Annotated in this window: 13 protein-coding genes; 5 read left to right on the forward strand and 8 right to left on the reverse strand. The window is 73.6% G+C overall.

The window, feature by feature from the left end; genetic code table 11:
* Positions 1 to 131: 131 nt before the first annotated feature.
* The gene (locus tag ABZ374_RS39315) at positions 132 to 2,072 is read right to left on the reverse strand and encodes a LamG-like jellyroll fold domain-containing protein (RefSeq protein ID WP_360321180.1); all 1,941 of its coding nucleotides are present in this window, start codon (positions 2,070 to 2,072) and stop codon (positions 132 to 134) included.
* 244 nt (positions 2,073 to 2,316) lie between these two features.
* On the opposite strand from ABZ374_RS39315, the gene ABZ374_RS39320 reads away from it, so the two are divergent.
* Entirely contained in the window at positions 2,317 to 2,922 is a 606-nt protein-coding gene (locus tag ABZ374_RS39320; RefSeq protein WP_360321183.1) for a GNAT family N-acetyltransferase, read from the forward strand.
* On the opposite strand, the gene ABZ374_RS39325 is transcribed toward ABZ374_RS39320, so the two are convergent.
* Positions 2,912 to 4,390 carry an MFS transporter gene (locus ABZ374_RS39325; protein WP_360321186.1) on the reverse strand — a complete coding sequence of 493 codons (1,479 nt, stop codon included), beginning with the start codon at positions 4,388 to 4,390 and terminating at the stop codon, positions 2,912 to 2,914. The two genes, ABZ374_RS39320 and ABZ374_RS39325, sit on opposite strands and share 11 nt — an antisense overlap.
* A gap of 116 nt (positions 4,391 to 4,506) precedes the next feature.
* Positions 4,507 to 5,973: a PLP-dependent aminotransferase family protein gene (locus ABZ374_RS39330; protein ID WP_360321189.1), complete on the reverse strand. Its 1,467-nt coding sequence runs from the start codon at positions 5,971 to 5,973 to the stop codon at positions 4,507 to 4,509.
* Between ABZ374_RS39330 and ABZ374_RS39335 the strand changes: the two genes are divergently transcribed.
* Positions 5,972 to 6,880: a DMT family transporter gene (locus ABZ374_RS39335; protein ID WP_360321192.1), complete on the forward strand. Its 909-nt coding sequence runs from the start codon at positions 5,972 to 5,974 to the stop codon at positions 6,878 to 6,880. The genes ABZ374_RS39330 and ABZ374_RS39335 overlap by 2 nt on opposite strands.
* A 767-nt stretch (positions 6,881 to 7,647) precedes the next feature.
* Here the strand turns inward: ABZ374_RS39335 and ABZ374_RS39340 are convergent.
* Together ABZ374_RS39340 and ABZ374_RS39345 are read right to left on the reverse strand one after the other, a co-directional pair.
* On the reverse strand, positions 7,648 to 8,025 hold the full coding sequence (locus ABZ374_RS39340; RefSeq protein WP_360321195.1) for a MerR family transcriptional regulator: 378 nt from the start codon (positions 8,023 to 8,025) through the stop codon (positions 7,648 to 7,650).
* Positions 8,026 to 8,447: 422 nt separating this feature from the next.
* On the reverse strand, positions 8,448 to 9,215 hold the full coding sequence (locus ABZ374_RS39345; protein ID WP_360321198.1) for an SDR family oxidoreductase: 768 nt from the start codon (positions 9,213 to 9,215) through the stop codon (positions 8,448 to 8,450).
* Positions 9,216 to 9,397: 182 nt separating this feature from the next.
* On the opposite strand from ABZ374_RS39345, the gene ABZ374_RS39350 reads away from it, so the two are divergent.
* On the forward strand, positions 9,398 to 10,453 hold the full coding sequence (locus ABZ374_RS39350) for a 2-dehydropantoate 2-reductase (protein ID WP_360321201.1): 1,056 nt from the start codon (positions 9,398 to 9,400) through the stop codon (positions 10,451 to 10,453).
* Positions 10,454 to 10,585: 132 nt separating this feature from the next.
* Here ABZ374_RS39350 and ABZ374_RS39355 read toward each other — a convergent pair whose 3' ends face one another.
* The gene (locus tag ABZ374_RS39355) at positions 10,586 to 11,557 is read right to left on the reverse strand and encodes a LysR family transcriptional regulator (RefSeq protein ID WP_360321204.1); all 972 of its coding nucleotides are present in this window, start codon (positions 11,555 to 11,557) and stop codon (positions 10,586 to 10,588) included.
* Positions 11,558 to 11,658: 101 nt separating this feature from the next.
* On the opposite strand from ABZ374_RS39355, the gene ABZ374_RS39360 reads away from it, so the two are divergent.
* The gene (locus ABZ374_RS39360; protein WP_360321207.1) at positions 11,659 to 12,354 is read left to right on the forward strand and encodes a type 1 glutamine amidotransferase domain-containing protein; all 696 of its coding nucleotides are present in this window, start codon (positions 11,659 to 11,661) and stop codon (positions 12,352 to 12,354) included.
* A 379-nt stretch (positions 12,355 to 12,733) separates the two neighbouring features.
* Here the strand turns inward: ABZ374_RS39360 and ABZ374_RS39365 are convergent, their stop codons facing one another.
* Positions 12,734 to 14,149, reverse strand: coding sequence for an MFS transporter (locus ABZ374_RS39365; protein ID WP_360321210.1), 1,416 nt, complete (start codon positions 14,147 to 14,149; stop codon positions 12,734 to 12,736).
* Between the two features lie 59 nt (positions 14,150 to 14,208).
* On the opposite strand from ABZ374_RS39365, the gene ABZ374_RS39370 reads away from it, so the two are divergent.
* Positions 14,209 to 15,429: an ROK family transcriptional regulator gene (locus ABZ374_RS39370; RefSeq protein ID WP_360321213.1), complete on the forward strand. Its 1,221-nt coding sequence runs from the start codon at positions 14,209 to 14,211 to the stop codon at positions 15,427 to 15,429.
* A gap of 21 nt (positions 15,430 to 15,450) precedes the next feature.
* Here the strand turns inward: ABZ374_RS39370 and ABZ374_RS39375 are convergent, their stop codons facing one another.
* The gene (locus tag ABZ374_RS39375) at positions 15,451 to 16,296 is read right to left on the reverse strand and encodes a serine/threonine protein kinase (protein ID WP_360321216.1); all 846 of its coding nucleotides are present in this window, start codon (positions 16,294 to 16,296) and stop codon (positions 15,451 to 15,453) included.
* Positions 16,297 to 16,983 lie beyond the last annotated feature (687 nt).

A 16,983-nucleotide genomic window follows, 5' to 3' on the forward strand; every position in this document is an offset into this window, starting at 1 on the left:
AGACCACGTTCCAGGAGGGCGGCGACACCCGGCCTCGCCAACACGTCGCGGGCCTGCCACGGGTGCGCCGGCAGGGCGACGTCGCCTCGGATCCGACCCGGCCGCGTGGCTTTCGCCGCCGCCCGCGCGTCTCAGCGGCCGGTCATGAACGCGTCCGGTCGCAGTGCCCGATCCACGATCCGGACGTCGCCGACCCAGGCGTTGAGCGTCTGGTCCAGCTTGCCGTCGTACGCGTAACCACCCAGCATCCAGGGCAGGTTGAGCGTGGTCAGGCCGATCGAGCGGGCCGTCGGATTGCGGACCACCGGACAACCGTCGACGTACATCGTGGTCTGCCGGGAGTCGTTGACGACGGCGACGTGCCACCACGTGTCCGACCGGAGTTCGTGACTCCAGTTGGTGGCCGACCCGTCGCTGTTCAACGGATAGACGCACCACTGGAGTTCGCGACCGCCGGACAGACTCAGCGTGACCACCGGCTCCTGCGGATCACCCTGTTTGCGTGCCTCGCCGCTCATGCCCCAGCGGCTCAGCAGCGCCGACCACGCGTCCCGGCCCCCGTCCCAGTCGGCGGGCAGCTTGAAGAACGCCTCGATCGTGTAGCCGGAGCGGAACGTCGCGGTGTTCAACGGCGCGTTGTTCGCGGTCTGGAGATGGCCCCCGCGCAGCGGCGACTTGCCGCCGGCGAGTCGGATGCTGCCATGCCCGGGCTGATCCGGGTGGAACTGATGGGACCAACTGACCGAACCGGGCGCCGCGCCCGGAGCCGACACCAGGGTGAGGTCGTTGCCGCGCCCGGACAGGTCGGGGAAGCGCCGCCCGCCGGGGATCGACTCGCCGTCCCGTTGGGGGCCGTCGAAGCGCCAGTAGGCGAGCGTGCCGGGGATCACCATGCGCTGGGCGGGACGGGCCGCGCGCTGCGGGATCGGGGCGAAACCCTCGAAGCGCCGGTCGAAGTCGATCGGCACCGAGAAGTAGTCCTCCGGGCCGGTCAATTCCATCTCGCGGCGTTCGAGGTCGTTGAGACCGCGACTGTGTCGGCCGAGGATCCACGGCGAGAGCGTCTCGATGTCGATCGTGTTGCGGTCGAGGTCGAAGTGGTAGAGCCGGATCATCGCGGCGCCGCCGAAGTAGCGGTTCTGGTAGTTGGTGATGTGCAGGTGCACGTCGTGGCCGGCGTCGTTCTTCTTCGTCGTGCGACCGGCCGGCCAGTAGTGGCCGTTGAGCGTGAGGAAGATCTGGTCGTTGCCCTTGATCAGGTCGTTCCACAGGTGTCCGCCGTGCTCGGAGAACTCCGCCTCCTGGCCCGGCCGGTCGGCCGAGACGAGTTCGTGGCTGGTCAGGATCACCGGCGTGTGCGGATGGTCGGCCATCACCTTCTTCGCCCACGCGATGCCGGCCGGCGAGGGCCGCCAGTCCAGCGCGAGGACCAGCCACTCGCGGCCCGCGGCGCGGAACAGGTGGTAGGTGTTGTAGCCGTCCGGAGTCGCCCCGCCGAAGGAGCGCTTGCCCCGGAACCGTTGCGGCCCGAACGTGTCCAGGTACGGCGAACGCCCGCGCCGGTCGTCGGTGTTGGAATCGATGTCGTGGTTCCCGGCCAGCACGCTGTACCCGACGCCCTTGCGGTCGAGCATCTCGAACGCCCGGCCGATCCCGTCGAATTCGGCCTTGCGGCCGTTCTGGGTGAGGTCGCCCAGGTGCGACATGAAGACGATGTTGTCCTCGCGCGCGTGCTCCAGGATGTATCGGAAGGACGCCTCGATCGGGGCGCTGGTGATGCTCGGCTCGTCGAACAGGTACTGGGTGTCCGGCATCACGACCATGGTGAACCGGCGGCTGTCGCCGTCCGGACGCCACGCCGGCAGATGTTGCGCGTCCACCGCCGAATCGGCCGCCGCGGCACCGGCCGCGTCGTCGGCGCCCGCGGCGGCGACCGGGGAGGCGACCACCGCACCCGCCACGGTGACGCCCGCACCGGCCAGTGCGGCGGAGCGCAGGAACGCCCGTCGGGCGGGTCCGGACAGGGGGGTGACGGGCGGCTGATCGCAGTCGTCGTCGTGCTGCTGACACATGGTGGTTCTCCGGCGCCGGACTGGTTGGGGGGCATGCGCACGGTATTGGCTGGAAAACCCATGCGACTCGTCCGTACCGCCAACAACGGCCGTCGACCGGATGAATTCGCAGGTCGGCCACCCTTCGGTGGCGGGTCGGCACGGTGATCGAGGGGTCGAAAGGCGCCGGAGCCGATCGGGCGAACCGCTCCGGGCCGGCGGAAATGCGCTGGACGACCGGTGGATGGTCGCCGATGATCCGACGATGACCGAACACCTCGACGATTCCTCGCGCCCGCCGTCCGATCCGCCCGCCGATTCCGCCGCTCGCCCCGAGGGCGCTTTCGGGCAGCGGATTCGCTGGGTCTACCTGGTCGGTCGGCCGCTGAGCGCCCTGCTCGCCGGTGACCTGGCCGAGGCGCGCTACCAAACCGGCCTGGAACTGCCCGAGTTCTTCGTCTCGGACCAGGCCCGCGGCCTGTGGCGGCGGCGCTTCGAGCAGGTGACCGCCGAACCCGAGAGCGCGCCCTGGGTGGCCCGGGCCGCGGTGTCCGAGCCGGACGGCGCGGTGGTGGGTTACGCCGGATTCCACGGGCCGCCGGACGAGGTCGGCATGGTGGAGATCGGCTACACCGTGGTACCCGAGGCGCGTCGCCGCGGCCATGCCCGGGCGATGTTGCGGTCGTTGCTGGAGCGGGCGGCCCACGAGCCCGACGTGCGGATCGTGCGGGTCACCATCACCCCGGACAACGCGGCCTCGCTCGCCACCATCCGGGGCTTCCACTTCGTCGAGGTCGGCGAGCAGATGGACGAGGAGGACGGCCTGGAGATCATCTTCGAGGTGCCGGCCGACCGCATCCTCAAGACGTGACGCCCGCCGCCGCGGCGGTGTCCTCGGGCGCCCGATCCACCCGTCGGAAGTTCAGCGCGACGAGCACCGCCACGCCCGCGCCCGCCGCGGCGGCGAACACCGCGGTGCGCAGGCCGTGTGCGGTGGCCACCCGCAGGGCCTCGCCGGTCTTCCCGTCCGTACCGGAGTTGGCGATCGCCACCAGCACCGCGAGCCCCATCGCGCCGCCGACCTGCTGACCGGTGGACGCCATTCCGGACGCGACGCCCTGCTCGTGGCCCGGCACCCCGGTCGCGGCGGCGGCGAACATCGTGGTGTAGGCGACGCCCTGACCGAGTCCGAAGATCAGCAACCCCGGTACCAGGTCGGGATAGGAGGCGCTCGCGGAGATGCCCAGGCCGGTCGCCGACACGCCGACCGCGCTCACCGTGAGGCTCACGAGCAGCGTGGACCGTACCCCGAATCGGGTCGCCGACCGGCCGCCGAGCAGCGAGCCGACCAACCCGCCGCCCATCGGGACCAGGAAGGCGAAGCCGGTGCGCAACGCGCCGTACCCGTGTACGCCCTGGAAGTAGACGGTGAGGAAGTACGGCAGCGTGCCGAGCGTGGCCATGAACAGGAACGTCACCGCCATCCCGGTGCCCAGGTTGCGGCCGCGCAGCAGACGCGGCGGCATCAGCGGGTCGGGATTGCGCCCCTCGGCGATCAGGAACACCGCCAGGAGCACGACGCCGAGCGCGGCGCCGGCGAGCGGGCGCGGGTCGGTCCGGTCCGATTCGGGGCCCTGGACCAGGGCGAACACGATCAGCGTGCAGCCCAGGGTCGCGGTCAGCGCACCGAATACGTCGAAGCGCCGACCGGCGACCGGGGCCGGGTCGGCGGGCAGCGCGACGAAGGCGAGCAGTGCGGCGGCGCCGGCGAGCGGGACGTTGACGAAGAACACCGCCTCCCAGCCGAGCGTCCGGGTGAGCACACCGCCGAGCAGCGAGCCCAGGATCAGGCCGCCGGAGCCGGTCGCGGCCCACACCGACAGCGCGCGGTTGCGGGCACGGCCCTCGGCGAACGTGGTGTTGACCAGGGACAGTGTGGCCGGGAACAGGAACGCGCCGCCCAGGCCCTGAACGGCGCGGGCGGCGATCAGCAGGCCGGGTTCGCGGGCCAGACCGCCGGCGAGCGAGGCGACCGCGAACAGCGTCAGGCCGAGCACGAACATCCGCCGCCGGCCCAGCAGATCGGCCATCCGGCCACCGAGCAGCAGGAACGCGCCGAAGGCGACCGCGTACGCGCTGACCACCCACTGGAGGGTCCGGGCGGAGAAGCCGACTCCCGTGCCGATGTCGGGCAGCGCGACGTAGACGATGTTGTAGTCGAGCGAGGTGATCAGGCTCGCGAAGGCGAGCAGCGCCAGGGCGACACCGGGACGGCGCGGACTCCGGCCTGGGCCCGCGCCGTCGACGTCGGTATCGGGCGGGCGGGCGGACACGGGCATGGCGAAGCCTTCCTTCGGCCGGAGGGGATTCGCCCGACCGGACCCGAGGCGGCGGGTCCGGTCGCGGCGGTGCCTCGAACGCTGCCATGCCGGCGCGCCGCCGAGGAGCGGAGTGTTCAGCCTGGGATCGCCGGTCCCTGGATATCGCGGGGTCGGCCCGGCCCGGTGAAGGCCCGGTGCAGGCGCTCGGCGCCCTCGATCAGTCGCTCCGGGCCCTCGGCGAAGGAGTACGCGACGCGCAGGTACGGAGCCGGCGGCTCGGCGGTGAAGTACCCCGGTCCCGGCGTCACCGCGACCCCGGCGCGCAGCGCGGCCGAGGTCAGCGCCCCGACGTCCTGCCCGTCGGGCAGCCGCAACCAGAAGTGGTAGCCGCCGTACGGCAGTCGGTCCGGCAGCAGTCCGGGCAGCAGTCGGTTCAGCGCGTCCGCCAGCACCCGGCGCCGATCGCGCAGCGCGGCGCCCAGCGTGCGCAGGTGCTGCGGCCAGGCCGGCGCGCCGACCAGTTGCAGCGCGGTCTCCTGGAGCGGACGCGGCACGAAGAAGCTGTCCACGGCCTGTACGGCGCGCAGCCGCTCGAAGGCCGGGCCGTGCGCGCTGAGGGCGGCGACCCGCAGGCTCGGCGATGTGGACTTGGTCAGCGAACGGATGTGCACCACCACGCCGTTCGGATCGTCGGCGGCCAGCGGCGCGGGCAACGCCGGCGCGTCCGTGTGCACGAGGCGGCGGGCGAAGTCGTCCTCGATCACGAACGCACCCGCCTCGTGCGCGATCCGCAACACCTCGGCGCGGCGCTCGGCCGAGAGCACCGTCGCGGTCGGGTTCTGGAACACCGGCTGGCAGACGAACGCCCGGGCCCGGGTGGCCGCGAACGCGTCGGCGAGCCGATCGGTACGCACCCCGTCGGCGTCCATCGGCACCGGCACCGGCCGCAGCCCGGCGGCCTGCGCGACGGCCAGTACGCCGGGGTAGGTCGGCGATTCCACCAGCACCGGCGAGCCCGGCGCGACCAGCGAACGCAGCGCCGTCGTCAGCGCGTTCTGGCCGCCGGCGGTGATCAGCACATCCGACGTGGAGACCGTGCCGCCGATGTCGCGGGCGAACCACGCGCGCAACTCCGGCAGGCCCTCGATCGGCGGGCGTTCCCAGGCGCCGGGGCGGCGGCCGGCGCGGGAGAGCGCGGCGGCGAGCGCGCGTTCGGGTTGCAGCGAGGCGTGCAGGTAGCCGTTGTTGAGATCGACCACCTCGGGCGGGGCCGCCGCGAGCGCGGACAACACGCCGGACGCGTCCGGGCTGCGCTGCGGGGGCAGGCCCGGCTCCGCGCTGAGCGCCACCTCCTGCCACGAGGTGTCGCCCGTCGGCGCGGCCGGGCGGCCGGGCGCGGTGCGGTAGACGCCGGCTCCGGGACGGGAGATCACCAGCCCCTCGGCGGCGAGCGTGGCGATCGCGCGAGAGACCGTCACCGGGCTGACCCGGTGCCGGTCGACCAGCGAGCGGCTGGACGGCAGCTTCTCGCCGGGTGAGTAGCGGTTCAATTCCAGACGCAGGATGGCGACAAGATCGACAGTACCGCTACTCTGATTCATGACAGTACAGGATAGCGCTATTCGGCCGGCGTCGATAGCGGTCGGCGGTACCGCGCTCGCGGCGCTCGCGATCGTGACCTTCTCGCTCAGCTTTCCGGCGACCGTGTGGGCCCTGGGCGGGTTCGGCCCGTGGACGGTCACCGGGTTGCGCGGACTGCTCGCGGCGCTGTTCGCCGGCGCGGCGCTGCTCGCGGTGCGGGCACGGCTGCCCGCGCGGGCGGACCGGCTCGGGCTGGCGGTGATCGCGGTCGGCTGCGTGCTCGGCTTCCCGCTGCTGACCACGCTCGCGCTACAGACCTCCTCGACGGCGCACTCGGCGGTGGTGATCGGTCTGCTGCCGTTGGCTACCACGGTCTGCTCGGTGCTGCGCACCGGTGAACGGCCGAGTCGGTCCTTCTGGGCGGCGGCGGTCGCGGGCGCGGTGGTGGTGTTCGCGTTCGCCGTGCAGCAGAGCAGCGGCGGGGTCGGCCTCGCGGACGTGTACCTGTTCGCCGCACTGGTGTTGTGTGCGGCCGGCTATGCCGAAGGCGGGCGGCTGGCCCGGCACTTGCCGGGCTGGCAGGTGATCGCGTGGGGTGTGGTGTTCGCGGCCCCGGCCACCGCTCTGGTCGCGGCACTGGGCTTGGCCACCGAGCCGCTCCACCCGGACGCGCGAAGCGTGGGCGGCCTGCTGTACCTGGCGGCGATCTCGCAATTCCTCGGCTTCGTCGGCTGGTACCGGGGCATGGCCGTGATCGGCGTTCCGGCGGCCAGCCAACTACAGCTCGGCCAGCCCCTGTTGACGCTGCTCTGGGCCGTGCTGATCCTCGACGAGACACTCACCCCCGCCATGCCCCTGGCCGCCCTCGCGGTCCTGGCCTGCATAGCCCTGACCCAACACACCAGGTCGACCCCGACGAGCCCCTGACCCACACCACACCACATGCACCGGCCTCCGGTGGAAACGTACGCCGCAGGCGAATGGGCCTGCCGGCCAAGGGCCTTCCGGGCGGCGACGCAACGAGCACGCTGCGGCCCGCTCCGCCGATCGGCGACGAGCTTCCCGGGGGCGATGGGACGGACGGCGTGCGGGCGTAGGGCGGGGCCGGGTGGCGGGGGCGAGCCGGTTCGTGTGTCGGTTGGGGTTTCTCGGGTGAGGGTGAAACGGGCGACGCACAGGGCGGGCCGAGTGGAAGAGGGGAGCCGCGTGCGTCGGTCGCGGGTTTCTCGGGTGGCGGAGGACCGGGCGCTTTGTCTCTGTTTGCGCTCCGGCCGCCGGTTTCGCGGTGAGGGTGGAACGGGCGGCGGGCTGGGCGGGCCGAGCGGGAGGGGGGAGCCGCGTGCGTCGGTCGCGGGTTTCTCGGGTGGCGGAGGACCGGGCGCTTTGTCTCTGTTTGCGCTCCGGCCGCCGGTTTCGCGGTGAGGGTGGAACGGGCGGCGGGCTGGGCGGGCCGAGCGGAAGGGGGAGCCGCGTGCGTCGGTCGCGGGTTTCTCGGGTGGCGGGGGAACGGGCGTGTTGCGGCTCCGTTTGCGCGCCGGGGCGGGTTTCCCGGGTGGCGGCGGAAGGCGTGCGGCTGGGCTGGTTTGTGTGTCGACCGGGGGCTCCGGGGCCGGACGGAACGCGCGGCCCGGCCCGGCCCGGGTGTCGGCTGCGGGTCTCCCGGACGGGTGGTGTCGCGTGGACGGTGGGCGGGGTCAGGCCACTGGGCGGATGCGGTCCACGCCGGCTCGGTGCAGTGCCGCCGCCAGGTTGTTCCGGGCCTCGGTCTGGGCGGCGATCCGGGCGTCAAGTACGGCCAATCGGTCCAGGGCGATCCGTACGGCGGTCGCGGACGGCGGTCGCGCCGCCACGTCGACGCCCGCGTCCAGGCACGGGAGGAAGGCGCGTACGTCGTCCAGGGTGAGCCCGACGCCGAGCAGTTCGCGGATCGACCGGACCCGGGCCACGTCCCGTTCGTCGTACACCCGATACCCGTTCGCCGACCGAGCCGACTCGATCAACCCCGCCTGCTCATAGTGGCGCAACGCACGCGGCGTCGTCCCGGTTGCCGCCGCCAGCTCACCGATCCGCATCCGGACACCTCCGCTCCCGACCACTCCTATCACGCCCCACCCCGCATGCCGTCACTCCCGCCTCCGCCCCCGCCTCCGCCCCCGCCTCCGCCCCCGCCTCCGCGCCCGCCCCCGCCTCCGCCCCCGCCCCCGCCTCCGCGCCCGCCCCCGCCTCCGCCCCCGCGTCTGCCTCCGCGCCCGCCTCCGCCCCCGCGTCTGCCTCCGCGCCCGCCTCCGCCCCCGCGTTTGCCCCGCGTTTGCCCCCGCGTTTGCCCCCGCGTCTGCCCCCGCCTTCGCGTCCGCCTTCGCGTCCGCTTCTGCCCCCGCCCCCGCGTCCGCCCCCGCGTCCGCTTCTGCCCCCGCGTCTGCGTCCGCGGTTGTGAGTGGGTTCGTGCCTGGTGCCGTTCCCGCGAAGGGGAGGGTGGCTGTGTTGGTGCCTGGGGTCAGGAGACGACCGCGCCGCCGTCGGCCGGCAGGACCACGCCGGTGATGAAGGAGGCGCCGGGGGACGCGAGGGTGGTGATGGACCAGGCGATCTCCTCGGGTGTGCCGATTCGGCCCATCGGGGTGTGCGCGAGTTGCCAGGCGCGGATGGTGGCGCGTTGTTCGGGCGTCCAGCCCTGGTGCTCGCCGATCGGAGTGTCGATCGCGCCGGGTGCGACCGCGACGACCCGGACCCCGCGCGGGGCGAGTTCGACGGCCCAGCTTCGGGTGAGCAGTTCCAGGGCGGTCTTGGTCGCCGCGTAGAGCGAGTTGCCCGGCCAGGCGCGCTGCCCGACGGAGGTGGTGACGTTGACGACCACCCCGCCGGCGGCCTCCAGCAGCGGCAGCGCGGCCTGGGTGAGCAGGACCGGGGCGATCAGGTTGGTGGCGAGCAGCGGGTCGATGCTCTCGCGGGTGTAGCCGCCCAGGTGGCCGGTGCCGACGATGCCCGCGTTGTTGACGAGCACGTCGAGCCGGCCGTGCGTCTCGGCGATGGTGCCCACGATCCGCTCGACCTCGCCGGCGGCGGTGAGGTCGGCGGCGAGTGGGGTGATCCGGTCGTGGCCCGCCGAGGTCTCGGCGAGCGGTTCGGTGCGGCGCCCGACGGCGATCACGTGCGCGCCCTCGGCGGCGAAGGCGCGTGCGGCGGCCCGACCGATACCGGTACCGGCACCGGTGATCAGGACGACGCGGGGCGGATGGGAGCCGGTGTCATCGAGGTTTGTCATGCCGTGATCGTGCAACCCTGCCGCCGGCGACAGGGTCAAGCGACCGCACGCGAGCGGGGACGACCGGGCGGGCCCGAATGCCCGGAGACCGGGCGCCGGGCGCCTCGAACGCAGGTGCGGGCCGGGGGACGTACGCTTGCGGATTGATCCCTGGCTCTTGCATCCGTAGGCGGAGGCCGTACATGTCCCAACCCGCTCCACGTTCGCGGCCCCGACCCCGGATCGCGATCTTCGGCGCCGGCAGCGTCGGCTGCCAGCTCGGTGGTCGGCTCGCCGCCTTCGCCGACATCACCCTGATCGGCCGCCCCACCGTCCTGGACGCACTCGCGGACGGTTTGACCGTCACCGGCGCGGGCCGTCCCCCGACCGTGGTCGAACCGGAGCGGCTGACCCTGGCCCGGACGCCGGACGCGGTGGCCGGCGCCGACTTCGTGCTGGTCACCGTCAAGTCCGCGGCCACCGCCGAGGCCGGCCGCGAGCTGGCCGGTCGGCTCAGCCCGGCCGCGATCGTGGTCAGTCTGCAGAACGGCGTGCGCAACCCCGCCGTGCTGCGGGCCGCGCTGCCCGGGCATACCGTGCTGGCCGGCATGGTCCCGTACAACGTGCTGCGCACCGAGCCCGCGGTGTTCCATCAGGGCACGTCCGGCGCGCTGATGATCGACGCGAATCCCCGGGCCATCCCGCTCGTGGACGTGCTGGCCGAGGCCGGCATCCCGGTCCAGGTCCGCGAGGACATGCCCGAGGTGCAGCACGCGAAGTTGCTGATGAATCTCAACAACGCGATCAACGCGCTGTCCGGCCTGCCGCTGCGCGATCAGCTCGGACAGCGCGACTATCGGGCGTGCCTGGCGCTGTGCCAGGGCGAGGCGCTCACCGCGTTCCGGGCCGAGGGCATCCGACCGGCCAAGCTCGGTCCCGGCTCGGCCGCGCGCAATCGGCAACTGCTCGGGTTGCCCGATCCGCTGTTTCGTCGGTTGGCGGGGTCCGCGCTGCGGATCGACGCGAAGGCGCGTTCGTCGATGTGGGAGGACCTGCAACGGGGCCGGCGTACCGAGGTGGACAGTGTGCAGGGCGAGATACTCGCGATGGCCGAACGCAACGGGCTGACCGCGCCCGCCAACGCGCGTCTGATCGCGCTGATCCGCGAGGCGGAGACCGCGCCGGCGGGACAGGCCCGGCAGTGGAGCGGACCGGATCTGCTCGCCGAACTCACCACGGCGGTCGCGGACACCGCCTGACCGGCCGGCGCGGTCCCGAGTGGGGGGATGCGGGCGCGCGGAGCGAGCGGGTGGATCGCGACGCGCGGACTCGGGCGCGGGGATCGACCGTGCGGATCCGGACACGCGGCCCCGCGACGGGCCGATCGCGGATCACCAGGTCCGCGCCGCGCGGACCAGGTGCTGGTGGACCAGCATCACGTGCGGGTGGCCCGCGGTGCCCGCGCGGCGGACCAGGTAGCCGGTGTTGATCGGCGGGTCGTCCGGGGTGAGCAGCGCCACCAGCGCGCCGGACGCGAGCTCGCCCGCGCACAGGTAGCGCGGCAACACGGTCATGCCCGCGCCGGCGACCACCGCGGTCAGCACGCCGCGCAGGTCCGGGACGGTGATCGCGGCCCGTTCGGTGAGCCGGGTGCCGAACACGTGGCGCCAGTAGCGGCGGGCGATCGGCAGGTCCTCGGCATAGCTGACCAGCGGTACCGAGCGCAGCGCGGCGGGGCCCTCGGCGGCGACCCGATCCGGCCCGATGCGCTCGGCCCAGTGCGGCGCCGCGACCAGTACGAACTCCTCGTCCATCAGCGGGACGGCGGCCAGCGTGCGGCCGCGCGGCCGGGTCGTGGCCAGAACCAGGTCGTACCGGCCCGCGCGCAACCCGTCGAGCAGGTCGTCGGTGAGCCCCGGGGAGATCCGCAGCAATACGCCGCGCTCGATCAGCGGCGCGAGTACCGGCAACACCAGCACACACAGCACCTCGGCGGGACCGGCGATGTGCACCGGCTCGGCCGGGGTGTCCGCGCCGAATCGATCACGATCGGCCACCTCCGCCAGCGCGTCCAGCGGGTCCGCGACCCGAATGGCCAGGTCGTCCGCGATCGGCGTGGCGGCCACGCCGCGAGGCAACCGCTCGAACAGCGCCCGGCCCAATCGGCGCTCCAGGGTGCGGATCTGGGTGGTGACCGTGGGCTGGGACAGACCCAGTACGCGGGCGGCGCCGGTGAAGGAGCCGGCGCGGTGCACCGCCAGGAAGGTACGCAGCAGCGTCAGATCCAGGGGCCCGCGGCCGGCCGGATCCGGTATCGAGGCCGATTCGGCGAGCCGTGACCCATCGGAATCATCATGGCTCATGGTGGAGAGCCTATTTGAATGCCGATGGGTGGGCGATCTACGTTCGAGTCCGACGGCGCGACCACCGGCCGCGACCGGCCGATGCGATTGGGAGAAGACCCATGGCGAAAATCCTGTTCGTGCTCAGCGGTTCCGACCACTGGACGCTGGCCGACGGCACCCGGCATCCGACCGGCTTCTGGGCCGAGGAGGCCGTCGCGCCGTTCGAGGTGTTCAGCGCGGCGGGCCACGACGTCGTGGTGGCCACACCCGGCGGCGTGACCCCGACCGTCGACGCGGCGAGCCTGGCGCCGGAGGTGAACGGAGGGCCGGACGGCCTGGCCGCGGTCACCGCCGGGCTGGAACGGTTCACCGCACTGCGTGCGCCGATCGACCTGGCGGACGTCGACCTCGCCGACTACGCGGCGGTCTTCTATCCGGGCGGCCACGCGCCGATGGAGGACCTGGCGGTGAACGCGGCCTCCGGGGCGCTGCTCACCGCGGCGCTCGACTCGGGCAAGCCGCTGGGCGTGGTCTGCCACGGGCCGGCCGCGCTGCTCGCGGCCGAACGCCCCGACGGCACCTCGCCGTTCGCCGGCTACCGACTGACCGCGTTCACCAACACCGAGGAGACCCAGGCCGGCTTCGCGGACCGGGCCGGCTGGCTCCTCCAGGACCGCCTGATCGCCCTCGGCGCGGACTTCCGAGAGGGCACCCCCTGGTCCCCCAACGTGGTCGTGGACCGCAACCTGCACACCGGCCAGAACCCGTCCTCGGCCGCTCCCTTGGCGACCGAACTCGTCAAGACCCTGAACTGACCCGACTCCTCGCACCACTGCCGCTGCCGCGCACTCCCGACCGAGGCCGACCGGACGGAGCCGCCCCTGCCGGGGGTCGAGCCGATCGGATCGGCCGGGTTCGCGCGGCAGCGGTCGTGCTCGTGGGGGCCGTCAGTGTTCCGGCGGGGCTGAGGTCGCCCTGTTCCCGCCCGACGCCGCCGAAGAGTCGCCGATGCCGGTGGGTGGGGCCGGTCGGATCGGCCGGGTTCGGGTGGTGGTGGCCGTGCCCGCCCGCGGTCTCTTCGGTGTTCCGGTGGGAGCGGGGAGGCCGTGGTCGGTGCGTTCCCGACCGATCGGACGAGGTTGTTTCCGTCGGTGGGTCGGGTTCGGGCGGTGGCGGTGGTGTGTGCCCGGGGTTTCATCGGTGCTCCGGCGGGAGGGGGGAGACCAGGGTCGCCGCGCCCGAGGGGGATGTGCCGATCACGGCTCGCCCGGCCGGAGAGGGGGACCCGGTGGTGGGGGCTGTCGCGGATACCGGGCCCGGGGTGGCCGGGGTGCCGGGCTCGGGGGCGGGTGCCCTCGGTGACGGGTCGAGCAGGTGGGCGGTGGGGATCAGGATCGCGGCGAGTACGGCGACCACCGCGAAGGAGACGCCCAGCGACGCGTGGTCGGCGATGCCGCCGACGATGGCGGGGGCGAGCAGGCCCGACGTGTAGGTGACCGTGGCCACGCCGGCGATGGACTGGCTCGGGTCCTGGCCGGTCCGTCCGGCCGCGGCGAAGGTCAGCGGCAGGACCGCGGCCACGCCCACGCCGAGCAGGGCGAAGCCGATCGCGGCGGGCCACGGGGAATGCGCGGTGGCGACCAGGACCGCGCCGGTCGTGGCCAGGACCGCGCCGCCCCGAACGGCTCGGACCACCCCGAACCGGTCCACGACCCGGCCGGAGAGCAGCCGGGCGACGGTCATCGTGCAGGCGAAGCCGGTGAACGCGAGCGCCGCGACGCCGGGGGAGGCGCCCGCGACCTCCCGCAGGTGTACCGCGCTCCAGTTCGCCCCGGCGCCCTCGGCGAAGACCGCGCAGAAGCCGACCGCGCCGATCGCGAGCACCGCCCGGGACGGCAGCGTGAAGCGGCGCGGGGCCGGGGCGCCGGCCGTGGGACGCGCGTCGAGCAGGTTGCGGCCGGCGATCCAGCCCACCGCGGCGAGCAGTACGGCCAGGCCGGCCAGGTGTACGCGGGCATCGAGCCCGGCGAACGCGGCGGCGGCCCCCAGACCCGCACCGACCAGCGCGCCGGCGCTCCACATCCCGTGCAGCAGCGGCAATGTCGAGCGGCCGACCCGCTGTTCGACCACGAGCCCCTGGGTGTTCATCGCCACATCGGACATGCCCGCCCCCACGCCGTACACCAGCAACGCCGCGCACAGCCACGGCAGGCCGGGGGCGGAGGTGGGCAGCAGCGGCACCGCGCACCACAGCGCGATCAGGCAGCGCAACGCGGTTCGGCCGCCGTGCCGGTGGACCAGCGACGCGGCCACCGGCATGGCCAGCGAGGCGCCGACGGCGGGGGCGGCCAGGGCGACGCCCAGTTGGCCCGGGCTCAGGTCGAGGTGTTCCTGCAGCCACGGCAACCGGGAGGCGAAGCCGCCGCCGACCGCGCCGTGCACGGCGAAGATCAGGCTCGCCGCGACCCGGGCCCGACCCGCCTCGGCGGCTTCGGTCCCGCCGTCGGCCCCGACCCCGAGCCCGGCTCCGGCCCCAACTTCGGCCTCGACTTTCGAAGATGCTGCATCGGGCGCACCGATGGCGTCATGAGACGTGGAAGTCTGCGTCATGGTGCGATAAATTATCAGGCAGGGTTCCTGAAAGAAAGAGTCTGCGAGGATCGGTAGCCATGACCACCGCCCGGGCCGCGACAACCGCCCCCTCCGCGACAGCGCTCCGCACCGCGACGCCGAGCACGGCCCGCGCGATCAACGACCGGCTGGCCCTGGATCTGCTGATCGAACACGGCCCGCTGACCGCCTCCCAGCTCAAGACCCTCACCGGGCTGTCCCGCCCGACCGTCGCGGATCTGGTCGAACGCCTCGGCGGCGCGGGCCTGATCCACCTGGTCGGCGAGGCCGGCGAACGCCAACGCGGCCCGAACGCACGCCTGTACGGCATCGTCGCGGAACGCGCCCACATCGCCGGACTGGACGTGCGCGTGGGCGGCGTCGAGTTGGCCGTCGCCGATCTGGCCGGCCGCACCGTCGCGACCGGCGCACTCGCCATCCCCGCCGACCGCGACCCGGCCCGAGCCCTCGCCGACATCCTCGGGCTGCTGGACGACGCCGCCGCCCGAGCCGGAGCCGACACGCTGCACACGTTCGGCATCGGCGTGCCCGGCCTGGTCGATCCGGCCTCCGGCAACCTGCGCTCGTCCTGCTTCCCGCCCGGCTGGCATGCCCCCCTGGTGGCCGCGCTCCGCGAACGCGGCCGGGTGCTCCTGGAGAACGAGTCCAACCTCGCCTGTATCGCCGAACAACGCCTCGGCGCGGCCCGGAACCTGGACACGTTCGTCCTGGTCTGGCTCGGTCAGGGCATCGGCGCGGGCGTGATGCTGGACGGCCGACTGCGGCGGGGCGCCTCCGGCGGCAGCGGCGAACTGGGTTTCCTCCCGGTCCCGGGCACCGGCCACCGGCCCTCGCGGGTGGACTGCTCGGGCGGCTTCCACACCCTGGTCTCGGGCCTGGCGATCGAGGAACTGGCCGCCGGGCACGGCTTCACCGGCAGCGCCGAGGAATGTGTGCGGGCGGCGGCCGAACAGGTCGACGCGGGGCAGGACACGGGAGCCGGCGCCGCGCTCCTGGACGAACTCGCCGCCCGGGTCGTGGTCGGGGCCGCCGCGCTGGCGGTCATCCTGGACCCCGGCTGCGTGGTGCTGGGCGGCGAGACCGGACGGGCCGGTGGTACGGCGCTGGCCGATCGGGTCGAGGCCCGACTCGCCGAGGCGACGCCGCTGAGCACGCGGGTGCTGGCGGGTTCCGTCCCCGGCAACGCGATTCTGGACGGCGCCGTGCTGACCGCCCTCGACGATGCCCGCGACGAGCTGTTCGGCGGGCGGCAGCGCTGACGGCCCGGGACGCGCCCCGCGTCAGACCCGGTGGGTGCCGGAGAGCAGGCCCGCGGGCGCGACCGCGCTCCACGCGTCGAAGAGTTCGGTGACGTTGGGGTAGCGCTCGGCCGGGTCGCGTCGGGTCGCCCGCTCCACCACCGCGAGTTGGGCCAGCGTGCCGCGCCAGGCCCGCTCCTCGTCGCCCGCGTCCAGCAGCAGGCGCAGGGTGCGGCCGAGCAGGAACACGGTGCCCGCGCGGGTGACCAGCGCGCCGCGGCGGCTGTGCTCGGGCGGCATGTAGCGGGTGGACCCGGACAGCCGGGCGGTGTCCAGCACGAACGGCGCGCTGCGGTACTCGTCCAGATCGATCAGGTGTACCCGGCGGGCGGCGAAGTCGTACAGCACGCAGCCGTCGTACCAGTCCACCCCGACGTAACCGGCCGCGTCGATCAGGCGGTGCGCGTCCAGGATCGCGTCCAGCGCCGCGTGCACGTCGTGCAGCGGCAGGGCGCGAAAGCGGGCGAGCGGCGAGGCCGCGCCGGTGCGCAACTGTTTGCCCGCGCGCTTGAGCGTCGAGTGGTACAAGACCTCGCCCGCGCGCCACGGCCCCACCGTCACCGGCACGCCGTTGGCGCTGAACGAGTGCAGCACCGGCACGATCGCCGGATGCCGGACGTGCGCGTGCAGGTCGATCGCGCGGCGCAGGCACAGCGCGGACGCGGCGTTGGGGCCGGTCTTGACGAACCAGTTGCCCTCGACGCGCACACCGTAGGAGACCGCACCCGAGTCCTGGTCGCCGAAGGTCGTGTGCACGGTTCCGATCGAGCGCAGGAAATCGGCGGGATCCTGTGCGGTGTCGATGGCGTCGAGCAGTGGGTGCGGCACGGCGGTGGGCCTTTCCTGGCGGGTGTTCCGGACCCGCCGCCCGAGGGTCGGCAGCGTGGACGGATCGAGCGTGTGGGCATCGGGTCCTTACAGCGACGGTAGCGCCCTCGGGAAGGGCGATGGGCCGTTTTCGGCGGAAGCCCCGCAGATGAGGGGCTCGGCCGGGGAGATCGGGCGGCGCAGCAGAACAGGATTTCGGGGGATCCTGTCGGGAAACACGGCAATTGTTCGACTCGGCCCGACGAGGCGGAGCGCGGTGAATCCGCCACGTCCCGCCTCGCCCGCCGCACCGCGGAGGGGCACCTCCCCAAAGGTCCTCCGCAGGGCTATTCACTTCGGTCCGGGCGGATTTCCCGCTCGAGCGCCGATCCGCAGTCGGCGATCGGACGTGGGGGCAAGGGAGTTGCCCGAGCGTCGGCGTCGGGCCCGGGCGAACCGGTCGTCGGCCGACGCGGATCCCGGCGCGGGCGAAGCACGCACCTCGGCCTCGACCCGTCGGGGCGGGCGCGGGCGGACAGGCGCGACGTCGCCCGCCGGAATGTTGCCACGGTAGACCGGAAGGCGCGCGGCGCGACAGGCGATTACCGGACACATGCGCCGAGTTCGGCCCTGTTCGGCGAAGGTGCGGGCAAGCCGTCCGGATGGCGGGGACGGGCGCTATGGTGGAGGCATGCAGCAGGTAGACGT

The sequence above is a fragment of the Embleya sp. NPDC005971 genome (assembly GCF_040629175.1).
GTDB lineage: Bacteria > Actinomycetota > Actinomycetes > Streptomycetales > Streptomycetaceae > Embleya.